This window comes from Stagnihabitans tardus, assembly GCF_009925085.1.
Taxonomy (GTDB): Bacteria; Pseudomonadota; Alphaproteobacteria; order Rhodobacterales; family Rhodobacteraceae; genus Stagnihabitans; species Stagnihabitans tardus.
Map to the genome: position 1 here is coordinate 12,705 of NZ_JAABNR010000006.1, position 20,347 is coordinate 33,051.

Genomic DNA, 20,347 nt, shown 5'->3' on the forward strand with positions numbered 1-20,347 from the left:
GGATTCCGTCGCGGGCCGGCGATTATTCCACCTTGCAGGCCCTGACCAGCAAGAGCCCGGTCGCCGCATAGACGACTGCCGGGAAATCCTTCAAAAATTGCCCGACCGCGATCAGATTGGCCTTGCGCCCGGGATCGCTTTCTTCCGCCGCGGAGTCCCATGCGAAATAGCCCGAAGAGGCGATATCCGGATAGTTCGGCGGATAGAAGGCTTCCGCGCCATTCGGCATCGTGGCCGTCAGACTGCCATCAAAGCCCATGACCGTCGTGACCGCCCCCTCCGCCGTGTCCCGCCCCGGAGCCACGTCCGAGCGCCATTCGATCCGCCCCGTGTCACAATCCAGCCGGAACCCCAGCGCCAGGCTTTCCTCCGGCACCCAGATTGCAAGGCCGCCCCGCGCCCCGCCCTTCTCTGGCGCATAGTCCCGCAACTCCACCCGGAAGCCGCCGAAATCATGCGAAGCCATCAGCACCTCGGCGCCCGCCAAACCCGGCCACAGCGCCAAAACCACGATCCAGATCGTCTTCACGCCCGCCTCCTTTCCCAAGCCTGCAAATTCATCTGTTCACAAATATCCCACGGGAGGGTCCGGAGGGGTGTGAAACCCCTCCGGGCCTGCCGCAAAACAAGGGGCCGGAGGTTCGCACCCCCGGCCCCAAATTCGCCCGTCCGAACGACTCAGGCCTGGACCATCTTGGCCACTTCGGCCGCGAAGTCTTCTTCCTTCTTCTCGACGCCTTCGCCGACCATCACGCGGGCATAGCCGGTGATCTCGACGCCGGCTTCCTTGGCCGCCGCCTCGACCGTCAGGTCGGGGTTGATGACGAAGGCTTGGCCCAGAAGGGTGTTTTCCGCCAGGAACTTCTTCATCCGGCCCGGGATGATGTTGTTGTGGATCACGGCCTCGGGCTTCGGCTTGGCCGAGGAGGCGTTTTCTTCCAGCGCCTTGGCGGTCTGCACGGCCAGCTCACGCTCCACGACCACCGGGTCGAGGGTCGCTTCCGAGAGCGACAGCGGGTTGGTCGCGGCAATGTGCATGGCGAACTGCTTGCCGATCTCTTCGGCGCGGGCCGCATCGCCGTTCAGCGCGACCAGCACGCCGATCTTGCCCATGCCAGCGGTGGCGGCATTGTGGACATAGGAGACGACGGTCGAGCCTTCCAGCACATGCATGCGGCGGAAGTTCAGGTTTTCCCCGATCCGCGCCACGGCTTCCTGGATGACTTCCTCGACCTTCTTGCCGTTCAGATGCGCGGCCTTGCAGACCTCGACCGATTCGCCGACGGTCAGGGCCACATTGGCCACGTCACGCACCAGCGCCTGGAAATCGGCGTTCTTGGCGACGAAGTCGGTTTCCGAGTTGATCTCGACGGCGACGCCGCGCCCGTTCGACACGGCCACGCCCACCAGGCCCTCGGCGGCGACGCGGTCGGCCTTCTTGGCGGCTTTCGCCAGGCCCTTGGTGCGCAGCCAGTCCACGGCGGCTTCCATGTCGCCATTGGTCTCGGTCAGCGCCTTCTTGGCATCCATCATCCCCGCGCCGGTCGATTCGCGCAGTTCCTTCACCATCGCAGCGGTGATCGTCATGTCAGACTCCAGTCCTTGAAAGGGTCAGGGGAGCCCATAGACTCCCCCGATTTCCGTTTTATGACAGGCCCGATCCCGGGCCAGCCCTCAGGCTTCGACGGCTTCTTCAGCCGGAGCCTCGTCCATGGCACCGAGGTCGATGCCCGCAGCGCCCATCTGGGCCGACATGCCGTCCAGGGCAGCGCGGCTGATCAGGTCGCAATACATGGCGATGGCGCGCGAGGCGTCGTCGTTGCCGGGGATGATATAGTCCACGCCCTTGGGCGAGCAGTTGGTATCGACCACGCCGACGACCGGGATGCCCAGCTTCTTGGCCTCGGTGATGGCCAGGGCCTCTTTGCCAACGTCGATGACGAAAAGCAGGTCCGGAACGCCGCCCATGTCGCGGATACCGCCCAGGCTGGCCTGCAGCTTCTGCTGGTCACGCTCCAGGTTCAGACGCTCTTTCTTGGTCAGGCCCTCGGCGCCCGAGGCCAGGATTTCGTCGATCTGCTTCAGGCGCTGGATCGAGTTGGAGATGGTCTTCCAGTTCGTCAGCGTGCCACCGAGCCAGCGGTGGTTCATGTAATACTGCGCGCATTTCTCGGCCGATTCGGCGATCGACTTCTGCGCCTGGCGCTTGGTGCCGACGAAGAGGATGCGGCCGCCCTTGGCGACGGTGTCACGGACCACTTTCAGCGCCGCGTCCAGCATCGGAACGGTCTGGGTCAGGTCAAGAATATGGATGCCATTGCGGTCGCCATAGATGAACTCGCCCATGCGGGGGTTCCAGCGCGCGGTCTGGTGGCCATAGTGAACGCCAGCTTCCAAGAGCTGGCGCATGGTGAACTCGGGAAGAGCCATGCTCGTATCCTTTCCGGTTTGAACCTCGGCCCAAGTGTCTCAGGGTTTCCCCCAACCGGTGGACTGCATGGGATTTCTCCCCATGAAGCCCCACCTGAGCCTGTGAAGTGCGCCGCCTTTACGCCAGATGCGGCCCTGCTGCAAGGCCTTTTCCCGCAGTCAGGGCGCCTTTGCGCCCCGCAACAGCGCCAGGACCTCGGACTTGGGCCCCATCCGGCTGCCCTCTATCCAGGCGGCCAGGGCGGCGTTATAGGTCTCGTCCCAGGCCGAGTCCACCCAGTCGCGCATCTCTTCCGCCGAGATCGGTGCCGGGATCGGGGCGGAGGGCGGGCCTTCGCGCAGGCGCAGCGCGGCCCGGAGGGGCTCGGGGTGGTCCGAACGCGCAAGCATCGCATTCCAGCGCGGCGCGGCATTGGCCTCGAGCCGCGCGCGCCAGGTTTCGGGCAGGGTCAACCGCGGAAAGGCCAGCCCCGCGCGCTGGATCGCCCCGCGCAACAGGCCAAAGAGCCTTGGGTCGCTTTCGGGGCTGCGCGCTTCGCCCAGCCGCAGCAAGAGCGCCGAGGCCGCGGCCGGCATGGATTCGTTGGCCCGCAGCGCCCCCCCAAGATCGGGAAGCGCCCGGCCGCAGACCGCCCCGATCCATTGCGCGACATCGGCGGTGACATCGCCCCCCAGAAGGCTTTGACGCGAAAACACCCGCAGGCGCAGGGCATCCGCGCCATAGATGGTCTCGATCGTCTCCAGCCGGTCGAGGTGGTCGATCAGCGCCGGGTCGATCTTGTGGCCATAGCGCTTGACCTGCTGCTGGGCGGCCGAGGGGTAATGGTCGGTCACCGGGCGCAGATAGGCCAGGGCCGTGACCTGAACCCCATGGCGGGCGAAAAGCGCGGTCAGCCTCTTGCCCCCCGGGGCCGACATCGGATGGGACAGATGCTCTGCCGACAAAAGAACCACGCCGTCGCCATGGGCGCGGGCCTGGGCGATGGCGGTCTCCAGCGCCAGGGTCACCCGGTCGGCAGCGCCAGGCCCCATATGGCGCAGGCGCTCGGCCAGGTGATGGGCGGGCGGCAGGCTCTCGGCCCAAAGCGCTGCAAGCTGCCAATGGCCCGCGACCGCGTCCTCCCCGAGGCTCGGATAGAAGAACCCCTCGGCGGCAAGCTTCTCGCGCCCCTGGGCCAATTGCGCCTGGATCGCGCTGGAGCCTGTCTTCTGCATCCCCAGATGGATGATGGCGCGCATGGTCCGGCCCCCTTGCCTGCTGCCGACGTGCGGCCCGATCATTGGTCAAATTGCGCGCAAGTCAACGTCCTGCGGCCCCCCGATGCCGCTAGCCGACGCCTGAAGGACGGTTTCCGACCTTGCCTCGGCCTGCCTTCCGGCTAGAACCGCCTGTGACACGCAGGAGACGCGCGATGAAAGATCTGGATCAAGCCGAGACCACTTCCGATGCCCTGGTGATCTTCACCCCCTCGGGCAAGCGCGGGCGCTTTGCGCTTGGCACGCCAATCCTGACGGCGGCGCGGCAATTGGGGGTCGACCTGGATTCGGTTTGCGGCGGGCGCGGGATTTGCTCGAAGTGCCAGATCCAGCCCTCTTACGGCGAGTTCCCCAAGTTCGGCGTCACGGTCCAGGACGGCGCCCTGACCGAATGGAACGAGGTCGAGGCGCGCTACAAGCGCATCCGGGGCATGATCGACGGCCGCCGCCTGGGCTGCCAGGCCAAGGTTCAGGGCGATGTGATCGTCGATGTGCCGCCCGAAAGCCAGGTCCACAAGCAGGTGATCCGCAAGGCGGCCTCGGACCGGGTCATCGCGATGGACCCGGCGACGCGCCTTCTGTTCATCGAGGTCGCCGAGCCCGACATGCACGAGCCCACCGGCGATTTCGAGCGCGTCAAGCGCGCGCTGAAGGATCAATGGCAGGTCGAGGGGGTCGAGGCCGATCTGGGCCTTCTGCGCCGCCTGCAACCCGCGCTCCGCAAGGGCGAATGGAAGATCACCGTGGCGCTTTACAAGGGCAACCATGATACGTCGCACCGGATCCTGGACCTCTGGCCGGGCTTCCACGAGGGTCCGATCCTGGGGCTGGCCATCGACCTGGGCTCGACGACGATTGCCGCCCATCTGTGCGACCTGACCGATGGGCGGGTCCTGAACTCGGCCGGCCTGATGAACCCGCAGATCCGCTTTGGCGAAGACCTGATGAGCCGGGTGTCCTATGCCATGATGAACCCGGGCGGCGATGTCGAGATGACGACGGCGGTGCGGGCGGCCATCGACAGCCTGGCCCATACGATCTGCGAAGAGGCCGGGGTTTCGACCCAGGCGCTTTACGAGCTGGTCTTCGTCTGCAACCCGGTCATGCATCATCTTCTCTTGGGCATCGACCCGGTCGAACTGGGCCAGGCGCCCTTTGCCCTGGCGACCTCGGGCTCCATGGCTTTCCCGGCCCGTGACCTGAACCTTTCCAACGTCAATACCTCCGCCCGGGTCTATGTCCTGCCCTGTATCGCCGGTCATGTGGGGGCCGACTGCGCCGCCGTGGCCTTGGCCGAAGAGCCGCAGCATTCCGAAGACATGGTCCTGATCGTGGACGTGGGCACCAATGCCGAGATCCTTCTGGGCAACAAGACCAAGGTGCTCGCCTGTTCCTCGCCCACGGGTCCGGCCTTCGAGGGCGCGCAGATCTCCAGCGGTCAACGCGCCGCCCCCGGCGCCATCGAGCGCATCACCATCGACCCGGTGACCAAGGAGCCGCGCTTCCGCGTCATCGGTTCCGAACTCTGGTCCGACGAGCCGGGTTTTGCCGAGGCCGTGGGGGCGACGGGTGTGACGGGCATCTGCGGCTCTGGCATCATCGAGGCCGTGGCCGAGATGCGCATCGCGGGCCTGGTGGACCAGGGCGGCCTGATCGGCGGCCCCGACCAGACCGGCACGGCCCGCTGCGAGGCGGAAGGCCGCACCCATGCCTACCTGATCCACGACGGCTCTGCCACGGGCGGGCCCCGGATCACGGTGACGCAAGGCGACATCCGCGCGATCCAGCTCGCCAAGGCCGCGCTTTACGCGGGGGCCAGGCTCCTGATGGACGAGATGGGCGTGACGACGGTGGACCGCGTGGTCCTGGCGGGGGCCTTCGGCGCCCATATCTCGCCGCGCCATGCCATGGTCCTGGGGATGATCCCGGATTGCGAACTGCCCAAGGTCATCTCGGCCGGGAACGCGGCGGGGACGGGGGCGCGGATTGCGCTTTGCAACCGCGCGGCCCGCGACACGATCGAGGCCGTGGTCCACGAGATCCACAAGGTCGAAACCGCCATCGAGCCGCGCTTCCAGGAGCATTTCGTCAATGCCTCGGCCATCCCCAATGCGGTCGATGCCTTCCCGCACCTGGACCCGCTGCCCGAGGTGAGCTTCAACACCAATTCCGGCGCCGAGGGCCGTCGCCGCCGCAGGTAAAGAGAAAGCCGGGCTCGGGGGCATCGAGCCCCCTCGCCCGGCTGCTGCCGCAGGACCAGGGCCAAAGGGTCGGACGCCGCCCCCGAGCCAGCCGATCACGGCTTTCAACGCGCCCCCCAACCCGCGCGCGCCCTGCCTCTTTCAACTTGGCACAAATATCCAAACCCCGCGCCCAAGCAGCACCGCCCCGCGCCTTTCATGCTTGCCCAAATACTCCAGCCCTGCCCCTCGCGCGCCTCACCTCGCCCCTTTCAACTTGGCCCAAATACTCCCGCAGCATCCGCCGCAAGCGCCTCCCTATCCCCTTTCACACTGGCCCAAATATCCCCGCCGGAGGCTCCAACCGCCCCAGCAGCGCCACGCCCGGCGTTCTCTCCTGCCTCAGGTCCCGCCCAATGCCTTGACGCAGCCCTGCCTTACGCTACCCTGCCCCCATCGCCAAGGAGAACCCGTGTCCCCGACCCCGCCCCTTCATGCCTGAGGACGCGCTCACCCCGCTTCTCCTCTCGGTCGCAGCCCAGGACCGCGCCGCCTTCCGGGCGCTTTATTCGGCTGCCGCTCCGAAACTCATGGGGGTGCTGATCCGTATGCTGGGCACGAGGTCCGAAGCGGAGGATGCCTTGCAAGAGGTCTTTACACGGGTTTGGCTGCGCGCCCATCGGTTCGACGCCGCAAAGGGTGCGGCCATGGGCTGGCTGGTGGCGCTCGCGCGCAACCATGCCATCGACCGCATCCGGGCCCGCCATGACACGGTCTCGGACGACCTGGCCATGGAAGCCCTGCCCGACCTTGCCCCCCGTGCCGAGACCCGTCTTCAGGCCCAGGGCGAGGCGCGCCGCATCGGCGAGTGCTTCGACACGCTGGAGGCCGATCGCGCGGCGGCCATCCGGGGCGCCTATCTCGACGGCCTGTCCTACCAGGACCTTGCCACCCGCCATGACGTGCCCTTGAACACGATGCGCACCTGGCTCAGACGCGGGCTCTTGCGGCTGAAGGAGTGCATGGAGCGATGACCGCCACGGACCAAGACGATGACCTTCTGGCCGCGGAATATGTCCTGGGCACCCTGCCGCTCGAGGACCGCGCCCTGGCCGAGCGGCGCCTGCGCGAGCCCGGTTTCGCGGCGCGGGTCGCGGAGTGGGAGCGGCGGCTTTCCGGGCTGAACCCCGAGTTTGCCGAGGCCCCGGCGCCCGACCTGATGCCCGCCATCGAGGCGCGGCTCTTCCCCCAGGCCCCGGCACCCTCGCGCTGGCAGGGGCTGCGGCTGTGGGGCGCCTCGGCGCTTTCAGCTCTGGCGGTGGTGGCCTATCTTGCCCTCACCCCGGTGCAGCCCGATTTCACCGCCGTGATCCTGGCCGAAACCGGGGGGCTGGAATATGACGCCCAACTCAGCGGGCGTCAGATGGTCGTCAGCCTGAAATCGGGCAGCCTGCCGGGCCCCGACCAGGCGCATGAGCTTTGGCTGATCGTCGGCGATGCAGCGCCGGTCTCCCTGGGCCTCCTGGGCGCCGAGACCCGGATCGCCTTTGCCGCCCCGCCCGAGGGGGCGATCCTGGCCGTCTCGCTGGAGCCTGCGGGCGGCTCGCCCACCGGGCAGCCGACCGGGCCGGTCCTGGCCCTGGGCGCGCTCAAGCGGAGCTGACCGCCGTCCATGGCCACCCGCCCTGGCCGCCCCCCATGACCACGGCTGGACCGGGGCCTTGCCCGCCATCTCCCTTGGCGCCAGGCGGCCCGCAAGTCGGGCAGCGGCGCCTTCCCCCCCTCCCCAGGCGCAAAGAATCTCGCAGAAATTTTTCGCCCCCCTGAAACTCTTTCGCCCGCAGCCCCGTTTCCCCTTCAGAGCGACAGGATGAGCCTGCCGCCTTTGACATGGAGATGACGATGCTGAAATCCCTCTTGGCCGCCCCGCTTCTGGCCACCTCGCTCCTGGCCCTGACCGCCACCGCCGTCCTGGCCGACAATCCCATGGTGGGCGGCGCCGCGATGTTCCCCACCAAGAACATCGTTGAAAACGCGGTCAATTCGGCCGATCACACGACCCTGGTCGCCGCAGTGAAGGCTGCGGGCCTGGTCGAGACGCTGCAAGGCCCCGGCCCCTTCACCGTCTTCGCCCCCACCAACGCGGCCTTCGCGGCCCTGCCGGCGGGCACGGTCGACAACCTGCTGAAGCCCGAGAACAAGGACGCTCTGGTCAAGGTCCTGACCTGCCATGTCGTGGCCGCCAATGCCCTGGCCGAGACGGTGCAGGGCATGATCCAGGCCGATGGCGGCAAGCATGTGATCGAGACGGTCGGCGGCTGCAAGATCACCGCCTCGACCGAGGGCGGCATGGTCGTCCTGACCGACGAGATGGGCGGCAAGGCCAAGGTCACCATCGCCGACGTGGTGCAGTCGAATGGCGTGATCCATGTCATCGACGCGGTGCTGCTGCCGAAGATGTAAGCTCCACGGCGGGCTGCTGCCCCAAACGGCCGCCCCCTTGGCCCGGGCCCTGAACCGGGGTCTGGTCTCCCGCTTCAGGCCCGGCGCCCGAGGCGGGAGACCTTTGCACCGTCCCGGCGCGGGCCGGGTCGCGCCGGGATTTGGCCGGGGCCTGCGGGTCCCGGCCTTTTCATGGGCCGGGGACTTGGGGCCCGCGTCCCGGGGCTTGGGATTTGCGCCCTCTGGCGCAGCCCCGCCCAGGGGTCTAGCATGGGCCCCAAGCCCAGGACCCAAGATGACCCCGATCCCCGACACCGGCTACCGGCTCTGCCAATCTTCCGCCATCGCAGACTGGGCGCGCGCCGCCCATGGGCCCGCAATCCGCGCCTTGCAGGACGAGCCCCGGCGCCATGGCGGCACCTGGGCCGTGGGGCTTGACCTTCTGCCCAATGCGCCAGACGGGTCCATCGGCGCCGCCTTGCCCTGGCAGGACCTCGGGCTCGACCCGCAACCGCTGCACCCGGCCCAGCTTTCGGCGGTCTTCCAGGGCTATCCCCGCCGCGACCCCGACGAGACCGAGGCCGCCCACCGCTTCCGCATCACCCGCGACGCGACGCATCTGGACGGGCTCTTGCCGCTCGGCCCCGACAAGCGCCGCTTCATGAAAGAGCCCCATGCCTGGATCCTGGGCCTGGCCCTGACCGAAAGCGATGCCGCCCCGCTTGTGGTCTGGGAGGGCTCCCATCACCTGATCCGCGCGGCCCTGGCCCGGGCGCTGGCCCCCCATGACCCCGCGACCTGGGGCGATGTCGACCTGACCGAAGCCTATGCCGAGGCCCGCCGCGTGGTCTTTGCCTCCTGCAAGCGCGTCGCCCTGCCCCAAAAGCCTGGCCAGGCCGTGATCCTGCACCGCATGGCTCTGCATGGCGTGGCGCCCTGGGCCGAGGGCGCCTCTGCCCCGCCCGAGGGCCGGATCGTCGCCTATTTCCGCCCGCTCTTGCCCTCGGTCGAGGCGTGGCTCCGCCTGCCCTGAGAGGGGCTCTCGGCGGAACGCAGATTTCCGCCGAGAGCCCCTCTCAGGGGCCCAAGCCTAACGCCGCAGCTCCATCCTCTCGCCCGCGATGGAAATGTCGAAAAGCCCCAGGTAGCTCATCCCCAGAAGCGAGATATCCATCTCTCCCGTCGTCACCGCCGCCGGGATCTCGGCATCCGAAAACGGTCCGAAAGAGACATCACGCAGGGTGACACGCGCCGTCTGCACCATGCCATTGGCCGTCATCGCCGTGCCGGTATAGGCCAGGCCTTCGCCCGTGATCCCCAGCCGCGCCGCGTCGCGGGCGTTCAGCACGATCTCGGTGGCGCCCGTATCGGCCATGAACTGCACATCGACCCCGGCAATCGTCAGGGTGGCATAGTAATGCCCATCCTCGGCGCGGGGGAGGACGACGGAAGCCGCCCCCTCCTCCTGCCCCGGCCGGATGCCACGCCGGATGTCGCCCCAAAGCCCGTAAAGCGCCACGACGCCCAGGAAGATCATCCCCCAGGCCAGCGCCATCCGGCCCGTCCGCCCCGCGCCCTTGCGCATCTCGACCATGGCCCAGCCCGAAAGCGCCGCCAGCAAGAGCCCGATATAAAGCGCCCGCATCCAAAGATCGCCGTCCATCCCCGCCCCCTACAACAATCCGGTGCCCTTGACGCCATCGATGACGAATTGCACCGACAGGGCCGCAAGCAACATCCCCAGGAGCCGCGTGATGACCACGGTTCCCGTCCGCCCCATCAAGCGCTCGATGGGCGCGGCGGCGAGGAAGAAGAGGAAGGTCGCCGCCACCATCCCCGCCATGAGACCTATGACACCAAGGCGGATCGACCAGTCCTCGGCCTGGGCCATCAAGAGGATCATCGTGGCGATGGCCCCAGGCCCGGCGATCAGCGGCGTGGCCAGGGGGAAGACCGAAGGGTCATGGTCGGGCTCGGCATGCTGCCCCTCGCGCCGCTGGGTGCGGCGCTCGAAAAGCATGTCCAGCGCGGTCAGGAACAGAAGCATTCCCCCCGCGATGCGGAAGGCAGGCATCGAAATGCCGACGAAGCCCAGAAGCGCGTCGCCCAAAAGGCCAAAGGCCAAGAGGATGCCAAAGGCGATGACACAGGCCCGCAGCGCGAGCCGCCTGCGATGGGCGCTGTCCATCCCCCGGGTCAGCGCGATGAAAAGCGGAACCAGGCCCGGCGGGTCGATGACCACGAAAAGCGTCGCGAAAGCCGTGACGAAAAAGCCTGAACGCATGCGCCTCTCCTTTTGGCCCACCTTACCCAAGCAACCCCAAAGCGCCAGCCCCAAAGGGGGAGGCCGAGACCACGCCCCCGGGGATTGCGCGTGGCTTGCGGCCTTTGCCCTGTCCGGTCGAGGCCCGAGAGCTCAAGCCCGGGACGGCGGGGAGTAAGCGATACCGTGGGCCCGCGTAACCCGGGGTATACCCCGGGGCTCCGGGCAGCGGGTCGAGGCCCGAGAGCTCAAGCCCAGGACGGCGGGGAGTAAGCGATACCGTGGTCCCGCGTAGCCCGGGGTATACCCCGGGGCTTTGGACAGCGGATCGAGGTCCGAAGGCTCAAGTCCGGGGCGGCAGGGCGGCAGCCTCTTCGCGCCATTTGCGCCAGTCGGCCAGCCTGCGCCCGGTCTCGCGCGGGAAGGTCTCGCCGCGCGGCACGACCTCCAGCACCAGGTCCAGACCCAGGGCCGCGAAACCCTGGCCCTCGACCCAGGCCGCAAGCACCCAGGACCCCTCCAGGAGCAAAGCCAGCGGGCGGATGTCGCGCTCGGTCAGGCGGCCCTCCTCCAGAAGCGCCACGGTCAGCACCTCGCGCAGGCGGATCGCCTTGCGGATCAGCGGCAGTTGAGGCCCGCGCGCCGCCCCCGCCTCGGGGCGCGTGGCGAAAATGTCCTCGCCCTCTTCCCTCGGCCCCGGCGTCAGGCCCGCAAGCTTGCCCGCCAAGGACCGCGCCGCCCCCGCAAGCTCGCCCCCGCCCTCGGCCACCAGCCGCAACCCCGCCCGCAAAGCCAGCATCTCCGAGGCCTGGAGCATCATCGGCGGCAGGGTGATCGGCTGGCGCAGCACATAGCCCACCCCCCGCTCCCCCTCGACCGCCAGCCCCGAGGCCGCCAGAACCCCCATGTCGCGCCAGATCGTCCGCACCGAGACGCCAAGCGCCCGCCCCAGATCCTCGGCCCGGTGCAGGCGCCCGTCGCGCAAAAGCTGGATCAGGTCGAACAATCGGTCCGAACGCGGCATTTTCAGGCATCCCCGGGGACGAATTGGCCCGCTACTGACAGAATAATGTCAGTAGCCCCCCAAAAAGCCAAGGGGTCCGTCGCCATATCCCCTTGCGATGCGCTCTGCTTTGGCGCCACCGTGAGGTCAAGCCCGCACTTTCGCGGCCACCAAAGGGAATCTGAAAATGCATCCGCCTGGCCCCGTTACTATGATCCTCATCGCCGTTGTCGTCCTGGTCCTCTTCGGGCGCGGCAAGGTCTCGTCCCTGATGGGCGAGGTCGGCAAGGGCATCACCGCCTTCAAGAAGGGCATCAATGACGGCCAGGCCGAGGCCGCCAAGGAGCCCGAAGTGACGCCTCCGCCGGTCGTCGCCAAGGACGTGACGCCGCAAGACGACAAGCAGGCGTAACCTGTAAATGTTCGGATTGAACTGGCCTGAACTCGTGATCATCTCGGTCGTGGCGCTGATCGTCATTGGCCCCGAAGACCTGCCCAAGATGTTCCGCGAGCTGGGCCGCTTCACCGGCAAGCTGCGCCAGATGAGCCGGGAGTTTTCCCGCGCCATGGAGCAGGCGTCCAAGGACACCGGCGTCTCGGACATCGCCAAGGACCTGAAGAACGTGACCTCGCCCAAGTCGCTGGGCCTGGATGCGGTGAAGGGGACGATGGACAAGTTCGAGAAATGGGACCCGCTGAAGAACGCGGCCAAGCCCACTGGAACGAACACCATCGCCAAGCCCCTGACCCCGCCGCCCATGCCCGAGACGCCCGCCCCCGCAACCAGCAGCCTGACCTCGGTCGCGGCCCGGGATGCGGCCAAGGATGCGGCGGCGAAGGCTGACCTGCCCTCCATCGAGGACGAGATGGAAGACGACCTGGCAGAGCTGGCCGATCTGGAGGCGCTGGACGACCTCGACGCCCTGGCCGAGCTGGACGCCTTGGAGCCCGCCCCGGCTCCTGCTCCTGCTCCTGCTCCGTCACCCGCCACGGCGCATGGGCCCCATACCCAGGCGCTCTATGACAAGGCCGCGCTGAAGGCCAAGGTCATCGCGGAACAGACCGAAAAGCTGAAGGCCATCGAGGCCGGGACCTATGTGCCCGATGCCCCGGCGACCCCGGTTGTGGCGGCGCCCGCCGTGTCAGCTCCGCTGCCCCCCGAAGTCCCGCCCAATGCCCCGACCGCGGCCCCACAGGACGCCGCTGTCCCGGGCTTGACCCGGGACCTCGACGCTGAACAGAAGCCGAAAGCCACGCGCGCCAAGAAGGCCGTTGCCCCCGCCGAGGCCGCAGAGGTCAAGGCGCCGAAGACCAAGGCGCCCAAGTCCAAGGTCACGGAGTCCAAGGCCACGGAGTCCAAGGCTTCTGCGCTGGAGGCCGCCGAACCGGACCAAGCCTCCGCGCCGCCGGCAAAGACCTCCAAACCGCGCCGCAAATCCGCCGTCGAGGCCGAGATCGAGGCCAAGGCGCGCGACCTGAAGACATCCCGCTCGGCGGGTGAGGAGACGGCATGAGCCAGACCGAAGACCTCGACGGCTCCGCCGCGCCGCTGATCGAACACCTGAAGGAACTGCGCAACCGCATCCTGATGTCGATGGGCGCCTTCGTGGTGGCCTTCATCATCGCCTTCCTGATCTATGGCACGATCTGGGATTTCGTCTCGGCGCCGATCTGCCATGTGCTCAGCGCCAGGGGGGATGACTGCACCTTCCAGGTCCTGGCCCCGCAGGACAGCTTCTTCGTCGCCATGAAACTGGCGATGTGGGGAGGCCTGGTCTTCTCCTTCCCGATCATCGCCTTCCAGATGTGGCGCTTCGTGGCGCCCGGGCTCTACAAGAACGAGAAGCGCGCCTTTCTGCCCTTCCTCGTCGCCTCGCCCGTCATGTTCGTCCTGGGTGGCGGCTTCGCCTACCTGGTGGTCATCCCCACGGCCTTGAACTTCTTCCTCGATTTCCAGGACCAGATGGCCTCGTCCATGACGAGCGGTGATCAGAGCCTGGCCAACCTGCCCTCGGGCCTGGTCTTCCAGGGCTCGATCGACCGGCTTTATTCCCTGGTCATGCAGTTCGTCCTGGCCTTTGGCCTTTGCTTCCAGCTGCCGGTGCTTTTGACGCTGATGGGCAAGGCCGGGCTGATCGGGTCCAAGGCGCTGAAGGCCACGCGGAAATATGCCGTGGTGGGCATCCTGATCCTGTCCTCGATGATCGCGCCGCCCGATGTGACCTCGATGCTGATCCTCTTTGCGGCGATCTATCCGCTCTATGAGATCTCGATCTGGATCATCGTGCTCTTCGAACGCCAGGCCAAGGCACAGGCCATGGCGGATGGCACCTGGGAGCCGGAAGACGAGGAATGAAGACCCTTGAACGCATTGCGGCGGCGCTGGAACGCCTGGCGCCGCCGCCCGCCCCCGCGCCCGACTTCAGCGCCGAGGCCTTTGCTTGGGCAGTGGAGCCGGACCGGCTGATCCCGGTGGCCAAGGTTGCCCGCGTCGATGTCGGGCTTTTGGTCGGCATCGACCGCAGCCGTGACACGCTTCTGGCCAATACGCGGCATTTCGCGGCGGGTCTGCCCGCCAACAACGCCCTTCTGTGGGGCGCGCGGGGGATGGGGAAGTCTTCGCTGGTCAAGGCGATCCATGCCCAGGTGCGCAGCGAGGGCCATGACCTGAAAATCGTGGAGCTCTCGCGCGAGGATCTGCCCTCGGTCGGCCGATTGCTCGATCACCTGAGGGCGGCGCCGCATCGCTTCATCCTCTTTTGCGACGACCTGAGCTTTTCGGGCGATGACCAGCATTACAAGGCATTGAAGGCCGTGCTGGATGGCGGCATCGCGGGGCGGCCTGAGAATGTGGTGCTTTACGCCACCTCGAACCGCCGCCACCTGATGCCGCGCGACATGATCGAGAACGAAAGGTCCACCGCCATCACCCCGGGCGAGGCGGTGGAGGAGAAGGTCTCCCTCTCCGACCGCTTCGGGCTTTGGCTGGGCTTCCATCCCTGCACGCAGGACGAATACCTCGCCATGATCGCAGGCTATTGCGCGGCTTACGGCGTAAGGGTCGAGGCCGAGCGCCTGCGCGCCGAGGCGGTGGAATGGCAAGCGACACGGGGCTCGCGGTCGGGCCGCGTGGCCTGGCAGTTCTTCTGCGACCTCGCCGCAAGGGAAGGCGTGGCACTCAAGGCCTGAGGGCGGTGTTGCGGCACTACCGGGGGACTTCACGTCCCCCGGACCCCCTGTGGGATATTTGAGCCAATGTGAAAGACGCAACAGAGCAAGCGACCCGGTTGCACTCGATGCGACTGGCTTTGGTGTCGCTTAAGGGTTGGGAGTCAGCTGACACTGAGGATGGCCGGACGCGCGGCCCCTGTGGCCTCATGGCACCCGCGCCAGCCCCTGCTCCCTGCAAAGGTGCCCGACCTTCAGCCTTTCATACTGACCCAAATATCCCGGGGGAGGTCTGGAGGGGGCCCGCGGCTCCCTCCAGTCTTCTTACTGCAGATAGCTCAGCGGATCGACGGCCTGTTGTCCCTGGCGGACCTCGAAATGTAGCGTTCCCGCCCGCAGCGTGCCAAGGGCGGCGCCGCGTTTGACCGATGCGCCCTTTTCGACCGATGCGGCATCGAGGCCGGCATAGACGGTCAGGAGCCCGCCCTCGTGTTTCAGGATCACGATGGTCGAGCCCGAGCCTGCGTCCTTGGTCACCACGGCGACGGTGCCGGAGGCGGCGGCCTTGACGGTGGACCCTGCGCCTGCCGCGATGTCGATGCCCTGGTTGGACTTGGCGTCATAGGGTTTGATGATCTTGCCTTCGACCGGCATGGCCATGGCGGCCGCCGAGGCCGAGGTCCGCCCGCTCCCGAGGTCGGGCGCGGCCTGGCCGCTGGCGGCGGCCTGGGCGGCGGTCACGGTGGTCTCGTTCGGCAGGGGGGCGCTGGCCGAGGGCGGCAGGGGCGTGGGCGAGCCCTGGCCCGGCATGGTCTCGGTCACGCCGCCACGCGCCAGGTCGGCGGCGGTCGGGATGATCAGGTATTGGCCCTCGCGCACGGAAAGGTCGGAGGGCAGGCTGTTCCAGTCTGCCAGGGCCTTGGCCGAGATGTTGAACTGCCGGGCGATGGTGAAGGCGGTCTCGCCGCGCTTGACCTGGTAGCGCACCGGGACCGGGCCCGAGCCCGTGGAGGAAAACGGCACCTGGCCCGCGGGTTGCGCAGCGGCGGCAGGCGCGCCCGAACGGTCGATGGCGGTGGAGGCGATGGCCTCGACATCGATCCCGCCGGTGGCCACCCCGGCGCCAGGCATCGCGGCCCCCGGCAAGGTCGCGGGGCTGGCCGCAACGCGGACCGGCAGGGCGAGGATCTCGCCGTCGCGCAGGGCATCGGTGGGCGACAAGGCGTTGAACCGCGCCAGTTGATCGGGCGCCACGCCGACCCGGGCCGCGACCGAGGCCACGGTGTCCCCGCGCCGCGCCACGGCGACCTGGTAGCCGGGATAGGAAATGATCCCCCGCGCATCGGGCGAGGGCCGGGCCGAGACCGATTGCGCGGCACCCGAGGTGCCGCCATTGGTCCTCAGGTCCCAATCCAGCGCGCCGGTGTTCACGCATCCCTGCAAAGCCAAAGCTGCCAGCACGAACCCGGCCTTGCCGCCCCTGATCATCATCCTACCCCGTTTCATCCCAAAACACTCAGTCGGCCGCCAAGCCCTCGACCAGGGGCACGAAGCGCACTGGCCGCAATTCCTCGTAGTCATAGCCGCTGTCCAGCCGCCGCACCTTGATCAGGCTTTGCACCGCATCGGACTGGCCCACCGGCACGACCATGATACCGCCGGTCTTCAGCTGCGCCAAGAGCGGGCCGGGCGGGTCCTCGGCCGCGGCGGTCACGATGATTTTATCGAAAGGCGCCTGGTCGGGCAGGCCATGGGAGCCGTCGCCGGTCTGGGCGGTGATGTTCACCAGGCCCAGGTCGCGGAACACCGCTTCGGCCTCGCGCACCAGGGTCCGGTGGCGGTCAATCGTATAGACCCTTCGGCACAGAAGCGAGAGGATCGCCGCCTGGTAACCAGAGCCGGTGCCGACCTCCAGCACCTTGTCGCGCGGTTGCAGGTCCAGGGCCTGGGTCATCAGCCCCACGACCGAGGGCTGGCTGATCGTCTGGCCGCAGGCGATGGGCAGGGGCACGTCCTCATGGGCACGGGTCGCAAAGATGCCGCGCAGGAAGAGGCCACGGTCGATGCGCTCCATCGCGTCCAGCACCCGGGGGTTGGTGATCCCCTGGGAGCGCAGCGCGAAGAGAAAGCGCATCTTGCGGGTGGCCTCGTCTTCCATCAGGCCAGCGCCTTCGCGAGGTCGTCCAGCCGATCATGCGCCGTAAGGTCGGCGCGCAAGGGCGTGACCGAGATATAGCCCTCGACATTGGCGGCGACATCGGTGCCGGGCAAAGTGGGCTTGCCCTGCTCGCCGCCCTTGATCCAGAGGAACTGGCGGCCCGAAGGCGCCGTGGCGGGCTCCATCGAGAAGGAGGTATAGCGCCGGAAGCCCTGGGCCGCGACCTTGGTGCCCCGGACGCCCTCGGCCGGGGTGGCAGGGAAATTGACGTTGTAGAAGATCCGGTAATCGGCCTTGTCCCAGATCCCCCGGTCCAAAAGCGCGCGGATGACCTTGGGGCCATGGAGGGCAGCCGCCTCGAAGGGCTGGTCCAGCGTCGCATTGCCGGGGCCGAAGAACTGCGAGAGCGCGATGGCGGGCACGCCTTGCAGGGCCGCCTCGATGGCAGCACCAATCGTGCCCGAGTAAAGCACGTTCTCGCCCGAGTTGTTGCCCCGGTTGACGCCCGACAGAACCAGGTCGGGGCGGGCATCCTTCATCACATGATAAAGCCCCGCCAGCACGCAATCGGCCGGAGAGCCCTCGGCCGCGAAACGGCGCGGGGCAAGTTCGGCGATCATGGTGGGATGGGTATAGCTGATGCAATGGCCGACGCCGGATTGTTCAAAGGCCGGGGCCACGGTCCAGACCTCGCCGCCCGGGCCCGCGATCTCGGTGGCGATCTGGTGCAGGACGGCCAGGCCGGGGGCGTTGATCCCGTCGTCATTGGTGATGAGGATGCGCATGGGGGGTCTCCTTGCCCCCTGATAGACGAGGGGGCGCGGACGGGCAAGCGGCAGAGGGCGGGTTTCACCCCGTCGTTCGGGCGGGCGGTGGGTTGGCACTCCCGCTGCGCATGGGGCAGGTTTCACCTCTTGGTCCGGGCGGTGGGTTGGCACCCACCCTACCCCCTCGCCAGAGACAGCACTTGGGTTTATAGGGCGGCCCATGATGACAGAGCCCTCCTCCCAGGCCCACCGCCTCTCCGTCGCCCCGATGATGGACTGGACCGACCGCCATTGCCGCTATTTCCACCGGCTGATGACGCGCCGGGCGATGCTTTACACCGAGATGGTGACCGCCCCCGCCGTGGTCCACGGGCCGAAACCGCGCCTCCTGGACTATTCGGACGCCGAACATCCGGTGGCTTTGCAGCTCGGCGGCTCTGACCCTGCGGAGCTGGCCCAGGCCGTGAAGATCGCGGGCCCCTGGGCCTATGACGAGGTGAACCTGAACTGCGGCTGCCCCTCCGACCGCGTGCAGTCCGGCGCTTTCGGCGCAGTGCTGATGACCACGCCGGACCTCGTGGCCTCTTGCGTCAAGGCCATGCAGGCCGAGACCGATGCCCCGGTGACGGTGAAATGCCGCATCGGCGTCGATGACCAGGAGCCCACCGAAATCCTGCCCCGCTTCCTGGAGACCGTGGCAGCGGCCGGCGTGCGCCATTTCATCATCCATGCCCGCAAGGCCTGGCTGCAAGGTCTTTCCCCCAAGGAGAACCGCGAGATCCCGCCGCTGGACTACGCCCTTGTCCTTGCCATGAAGGCCCGCTTCCCCGAGCTGACGATTTGCCTGAACGGCGGCGTGACCTCGCTGGCCCAGGTGCAGAGGCTTCTGGCCCAGGGCCTCGATGGCGTGATGATCGGCCGCCAGGCCTATCATGACCCGGCCTCGGTGCTTTTGGGCGCCGATGCGCTTTGGGAACGCCCGATGGCAGAGGCGACAGACTCGAACTCTGTTGCCGCCCGCCTCGCCGTGGCCCAGGCCATGGAACCCTATATCGCCGAGCACCTCGCCACCGGCGGCCGCCTCCACCAGGTCACCCGCCACATGCTGGGCCTCTTCACCGGCCGCCCCGGCGCGCGCGGCTTCCGAAGGGTGCTGAGCGAAGGCGCCTCCCGCCCGGGCGCAGGGCTGGACCTCTGGCGCGAGGCCCTGGCCCAGATCGGACAGGACCCCGGCTGATCTCTTTCATACTGGGCTCAAAACTGGGCTCAAATATCCCCGCCGGAGGCTCCAATCGCAGAAAAGAGCCTCCGGCGGGGATATTTCGACCAAGTTGAAATCAGGCCGGGAAGACGAAGCAGCGGTCGCGGCGGATCATCAGCCAGAGCGCGGTCCCGGGCTTGGGCAGGAAGACCCCGGGCACGGCGGCGGTGAGGGTGGAGCCGTCGTGGTCCATGCGGAACTCCACCAGGCTCTCGTGCCCCAGGAACCGCGCCCGGGTGACGAGACCGCGGGCGGCGGTGCCATCCTGGATCGTCGGATTGGGGCCGCGCCCGGCCCGGTCGAAGTCGATCTTCAGATGCTGCGGGCGGATGACGATATCGACCGCTGCCCCGTCCGTCTGACCCGGCGTCAGGAAGGCGCCAAAGGGCGTCTGGGTCAGGGCGCCGCGCGACTGGCCCCGGATCACGTTGATATCGCTGAAGAAGGCCGCCGCAGCCCGGTCGACGGGGGCGTTGTATACATTGTAAGGCGCGCCCCTTTGCACGATGACCCCATCGCGCATCAGGGCGATCTCATCGGCCATCCGCATGGCCTCGCCCGGCTCATGGGTCACCAGGACCACCGCTGTCCCCTCTTCCTTCAAGAGGTCCAGCGTCGCATCCCGGATGCCATCCCGCAGCCGGTTGTCCAGCCCCGAAAAGGGCTCGTCCATCAGCATGACACGGGGGCGCGGCGCCAGGGCCCGGGCCAGCGCCACCCGCTGCTGCTCGCCCCCCGAAAGCTCATGCGGATGCTTGGCCTGAAAGCCCGAGAGATTGACCCGCTCCAAAAGCTCATCGACCCGGGCCGCCCGCCCCTCCCCCTTGCGCAGCCCGAAGGCCACGTTCTGCGCCACGGTCAGATGCGGGAACAGGGCGAAGTCCTGGAACATCAGCCCCACGCCCCGCGCCTCGGGCGGCAAGCGGACCCCGGGGCCAAAGACCTCCTCGCCGTCGATCAGGATGCGCCCCTGGTCAGGCTCCTCGACCCCCGCCACCATGCGCAAGGTCGTCGACTTGCCGCAGCCCGAGGGCCCAAGCAGGCAGGTCAACTGCCCCGCCTCGACGACCAGCGACAGGTCCCGCACCACGGCCCGGCCCCCGAAGGACCGGCTGACGTTTTGCACGACCAGGCGAGGCTTGTGGGACTGCATGGGATACCTTGGCATTGGACCTGGGGCTTCCCTAGCAGGCAAGCCACAGGGCCGCAACTCCTGCGGCCGGACAGGGCCCTTGCCCCAGGCAGCACGACCCCAATTCAAGGGCGCCAAAACAAGGGCTCCAGACCGCGAGCCTCCCCCGCCCACGCCATGGAAGTCCCCTGCCCCATCGTCACACCAAGGCCAGGCGCCAAGAGACCCCGCGCTCCCCCCCATCGCAGCGACCCCAGCCCCTTCGCCGCCAAAGCCAAGACCCCCA

The 20,347-nt window shown here is 67.9% G+C and carries 21 protein-coding genes; 10 read left to right on the forward strand and 11 right to left on the reverse strand.

Features of this window, described 5'->3' with window-relative positions; translation table 11 throughout:
• Positions 1-22 precede the first annotated feature (22 nt).
• The 4 genes from GV832_RS07530 to GV832_RS07545 form a co-directional block, all read right to left on the reverse strand.
• On the reverse strand, positions 23-529 hold the full coding sequence (locus tag GV832_RS07530; RefSeq protein WP_168774241.1) for a hypothetical protein: 507 nt from the start codon (positions 527-529) through the stop codon (positions 23-25).
• Between the two features lie 149 nt (positions 530-678).
• Entirely contained in the window at positions 679-1,587 is a 909-nt protein-coding gene (gene tsf, locus GV832_RS07535; RefSeq protein WP_168774242.1) for a translation elongation factor Ts, read from the reverse strand.
• Between the two features lie 87 nt (positions 1,588-1,674).
• Positions 1,675-2,430: a 30S ribosomal protein S2 gene (rpsB, locus tag GV832_RS07540; RefSeq protein WP_168774243.1), complete on the reverse strand. Its 756-nt coding sequence runs from the start codon at positions 2,428-2,430 to the stop codon at positions 1,675-1,677.
• A 159-nt stretch (positions 2,431-2,589) separates the two neighbouring features.
• Entirely contained in the window at positions 2,590-3,669 is a 1,080-nt protein-coding gene (locus GV832_RS07545; protein ID WP_168774244.1) for a hypothetical protein, read from the reverse strand.
• Positions 3,670-3,842: 173 nt separating this feature from the next.
• Here GV832_RS07545 and GV832_RS07550 point away from each other — a divergent pair, with 173 nt between their 5' ends.
• The 5 genes from GV832_RS07550 (at position 3,843) to GV832_RS07570 (ending at position 9,342) form a co-directional block, all read left to right on the forward strand.
• A complete protein-coding gene (locus GV832_RS07550) occupies positions 3,843-5,888 on the forward strand; it encodes an ASKHA domain-containing protein (RefSeq protein ID WP_168774245.1) in 2,046 nt (681 codons plus the stop codon).
• A 473-nt stretch (positions 5,889-6,361) separates the two neighbouring features.
• A complete protein-coding gene (locus GV832_RS07555) occupies positions 6,362-6,901 on the forward strand; it encodes a sigma-70 family RNA polymerase sigma factor (RefSeq protein WP_168774246.1) in 540 nt (179 codons plus the stop codon).
• Complete coding sequence (locus GV832_RS07560) at positions 6,898-7,530, forward strand: anti-sigma factor (protein WP_168774247.1); 633 nt, start codon at positions 6,898-6,900, stop codon at positions 7,528-7,530. Before GV832_RS07555 ends, GV832_RS07560 begins: the two co-directional genes overlap by 4 nt.
• 233 nt (positions 7,531-7,763) lie before the next feature.
• Complete coding sequence (locus tag GV832_RS07565) at positions 7,764-8,330, forward strand: fasciclin domain-containing protein (RefSeq protein WP_435531753.1); 567 nt, start codon at positions 7,764-7,766, stop codon at positions 8,328-8,330.
• Between the two features lie 274 nt (positions 8,331-8,604).
• Positions 8,605-9,342 (forward strand): hypothetical protein, encoded by a 738-nt coding sequence (locus tag GV832_RS07570; RefSeq protein WP_168774249.1) that lies wholly within the window; start codon positions 8,605-8,607, stop codon positions 9,340-9,342.
• Between the two features lie 57 nt (positions 9,343-9,399).
• Here the strand turns inward: GV832_RS07570 and GV832_RS07575 are convergent, their stop codons facing one another.
• The 3 genes from GV832_RS07575 to GV832_RS07585 all read right to left on the reverse strand — a co-directional run bounded on the left by GV832_RS07575 (position 9,400) and on the right by GV832_RS07585 (position 11,596).
• Positions 9,400-9,972 carry a retropepsin-like aspartic protease family protein gene (locus GV832_RS07575; protein WP_168774250.1) on the reverse strand — a complete coding sequence of 191 codons (573 nt, stop codon included), beginning with the start codon at positions 9,970-9,972 and terminating at the stop codon, positions 9,400-9,402.
• Positions 9,973-9,981: 9 nt separating this feature from the next.
• Positions 9,982-10,593 carry a MarC family protein gene (locus GV832_RS07580; protein WP_168774251.1) on the reverse strand — a complete coding sequence of 204 codons (612 nt, stop codon included), beginning with the start codon at positions 10,591-10,593 and terminating at the stop codon, positions 9,982-9,984.
• 322 nt (positions 10,594-10,915) lie between these two features.
• The gene (locus GV832_RS07585) at positions 10,916-11,596 is read right to left on the reverse strand and encodes a helix-turn-helix transcriptional regulator (protein ID WP_168774252.1); all 681 of its coding nucleotides are present in this window, start codon (positions 11,594-11,596) and stop codon (positions 10,916-10,918) included.
• Positions 11,597-11,786: 190 nt separating this feature from the next.
• Here GV832_RS07585 and GV832_RS07590 point away from each other — a divergent pair, with 190 nt between their 5' ends.
• The 4 genes from GV832_RS07590 to GV832_RS07605 are packed head-to-tail and all read left to right on the forward strand — an operon-like array spanning position 11,787 to position 14,764.
• Positions 11,787-11,987, forward strand: a complete 201-nt coding sequence (locus GV832_RS07590) for a twin-arginine translocase TatA/TatE family subunit (protein WP_265332502.1) — start codon at positions 11,787-11,789, stop codon at positions 11,985-11,987.
• A 7-nt stretch (positions 11,988-11,994) separates the two neighbouring features.
• Positions 11,995-13,089, forward strand: coding sequence for a twin-arginine translocase TatA/TatE family subunit (locus GV832_RS21990; RefSeq protein ID WP_227754300.1), 1,095 nt, complete (start codon positions 11,995-11,997; stop codon positions 13,087-13,089).
• Positions 13,086-13,931, forward strand: a complete 846-nt coding sequence (tatC, locus tag GV832_RS07600) for a twin-arginine translocase subunit TatC (protein ID WP_168774254.1) — start codon at positions 13,086-13,088, stop codon at positions 13,929-13,931. The genes GV832_RS21990 and tatC overlap by 4 nt, the downstream gene beginning before the upstream one ends.
• On the forward strand, positions 13,928-14,764 hold the full coding sequence (locus GV832_RS07605; protein WP_168774255.1) for an ATP-binding protein: 837 nt from the start codon (positions 13,928-13,930) through the stop codon (positions 14,762-14,764). The genes tatC and GV832_RS07605 overlap by 4 nt, the downstream gene beginning before the upstream one ends.
• Positions 14,765-15,067: 303 nt before the next feature.
• Here the strand turns inward: GV832_RS07605 and GV832_RS07610 are convergent, their stop codons facing one another.
• The 3 genes from GV832_RS07610 to surE are packed head-to-tail and all read right to left on the reverse strand — an operon-like array spanning position 15,068 to position 17,686.
• Positions 15,068-16,234: a M23 family metallopeptidase gene (locus GV832_RS07610; protein WP_227754301.1), complete on the reverse strand. Its 1,167-nt coding sequence runs from the start codon at positions 16,232-16,234 to the stop codon at positions 15,068-15,070.
• Positions 16,235-16,259: 25 nt separating this feature from the next.
• Positions 16,260-16,901 carry a protein-L-isoaspartate(D-aspartate) O-methyltransferase gene (locus GV832_RS07615; RefSeq protein WP_168774256.1) on the reverse strand — a complete coding sequence of 214 codons (642 nt, stop codon included), beginning with the start codon at positions 16,899-16,901 and terminating at the stop codon, positions 16,260-16,262.
• Complete coding sequence (gene surE / locus GV832_RS07620) at positions 16,901-17,686, reverse strand: 5'/3'-nucleotidase SurE (RefSeq protein WP_168774257.1); 786 nt, start codon at positions 17,684-17,686, stop codon at positions 16,901-16,903. Before surE ends, GV832_RS07615 begins: the two co-directional genes overlap by 1 nt.
• A gap of 202 nt (positions 17,687-17,888) precedes the next feature.
• Between surE and dusA the strand changes: the two genes are divergently transcribed.
• Positions 17,889-18,905: a tRNA dihydrouridine(20/20a) synthase DusA gene (gene dusA / locus GV832_RS07625; RefSeq protein ID WP_435531747.1), complete on the forward strand. Its 1,017-nt coding sequence runs from the start codon at positions 17,889-17,891 to the stop codon at positions 18,903-18,905.
• Positions 18,906-19,005: 100 nt separating this feature from the next.
• Here the strand turns inward: dusA and GV832_RS07630 are convergent, their stop codons facing one another.
• A complete protein-coding gene (locus GV832_RS07630; RefSeq protein WP_435531748.1) occupies positions 19,006-20,082 on the reverse strand; it encodes an ABC transporter ATP-binding protein in 1,077 nt (358 codons plus the stop codon).
• Between the last annotated feature and the right edge of the window lie 265 nt (positions 20,083-20,347).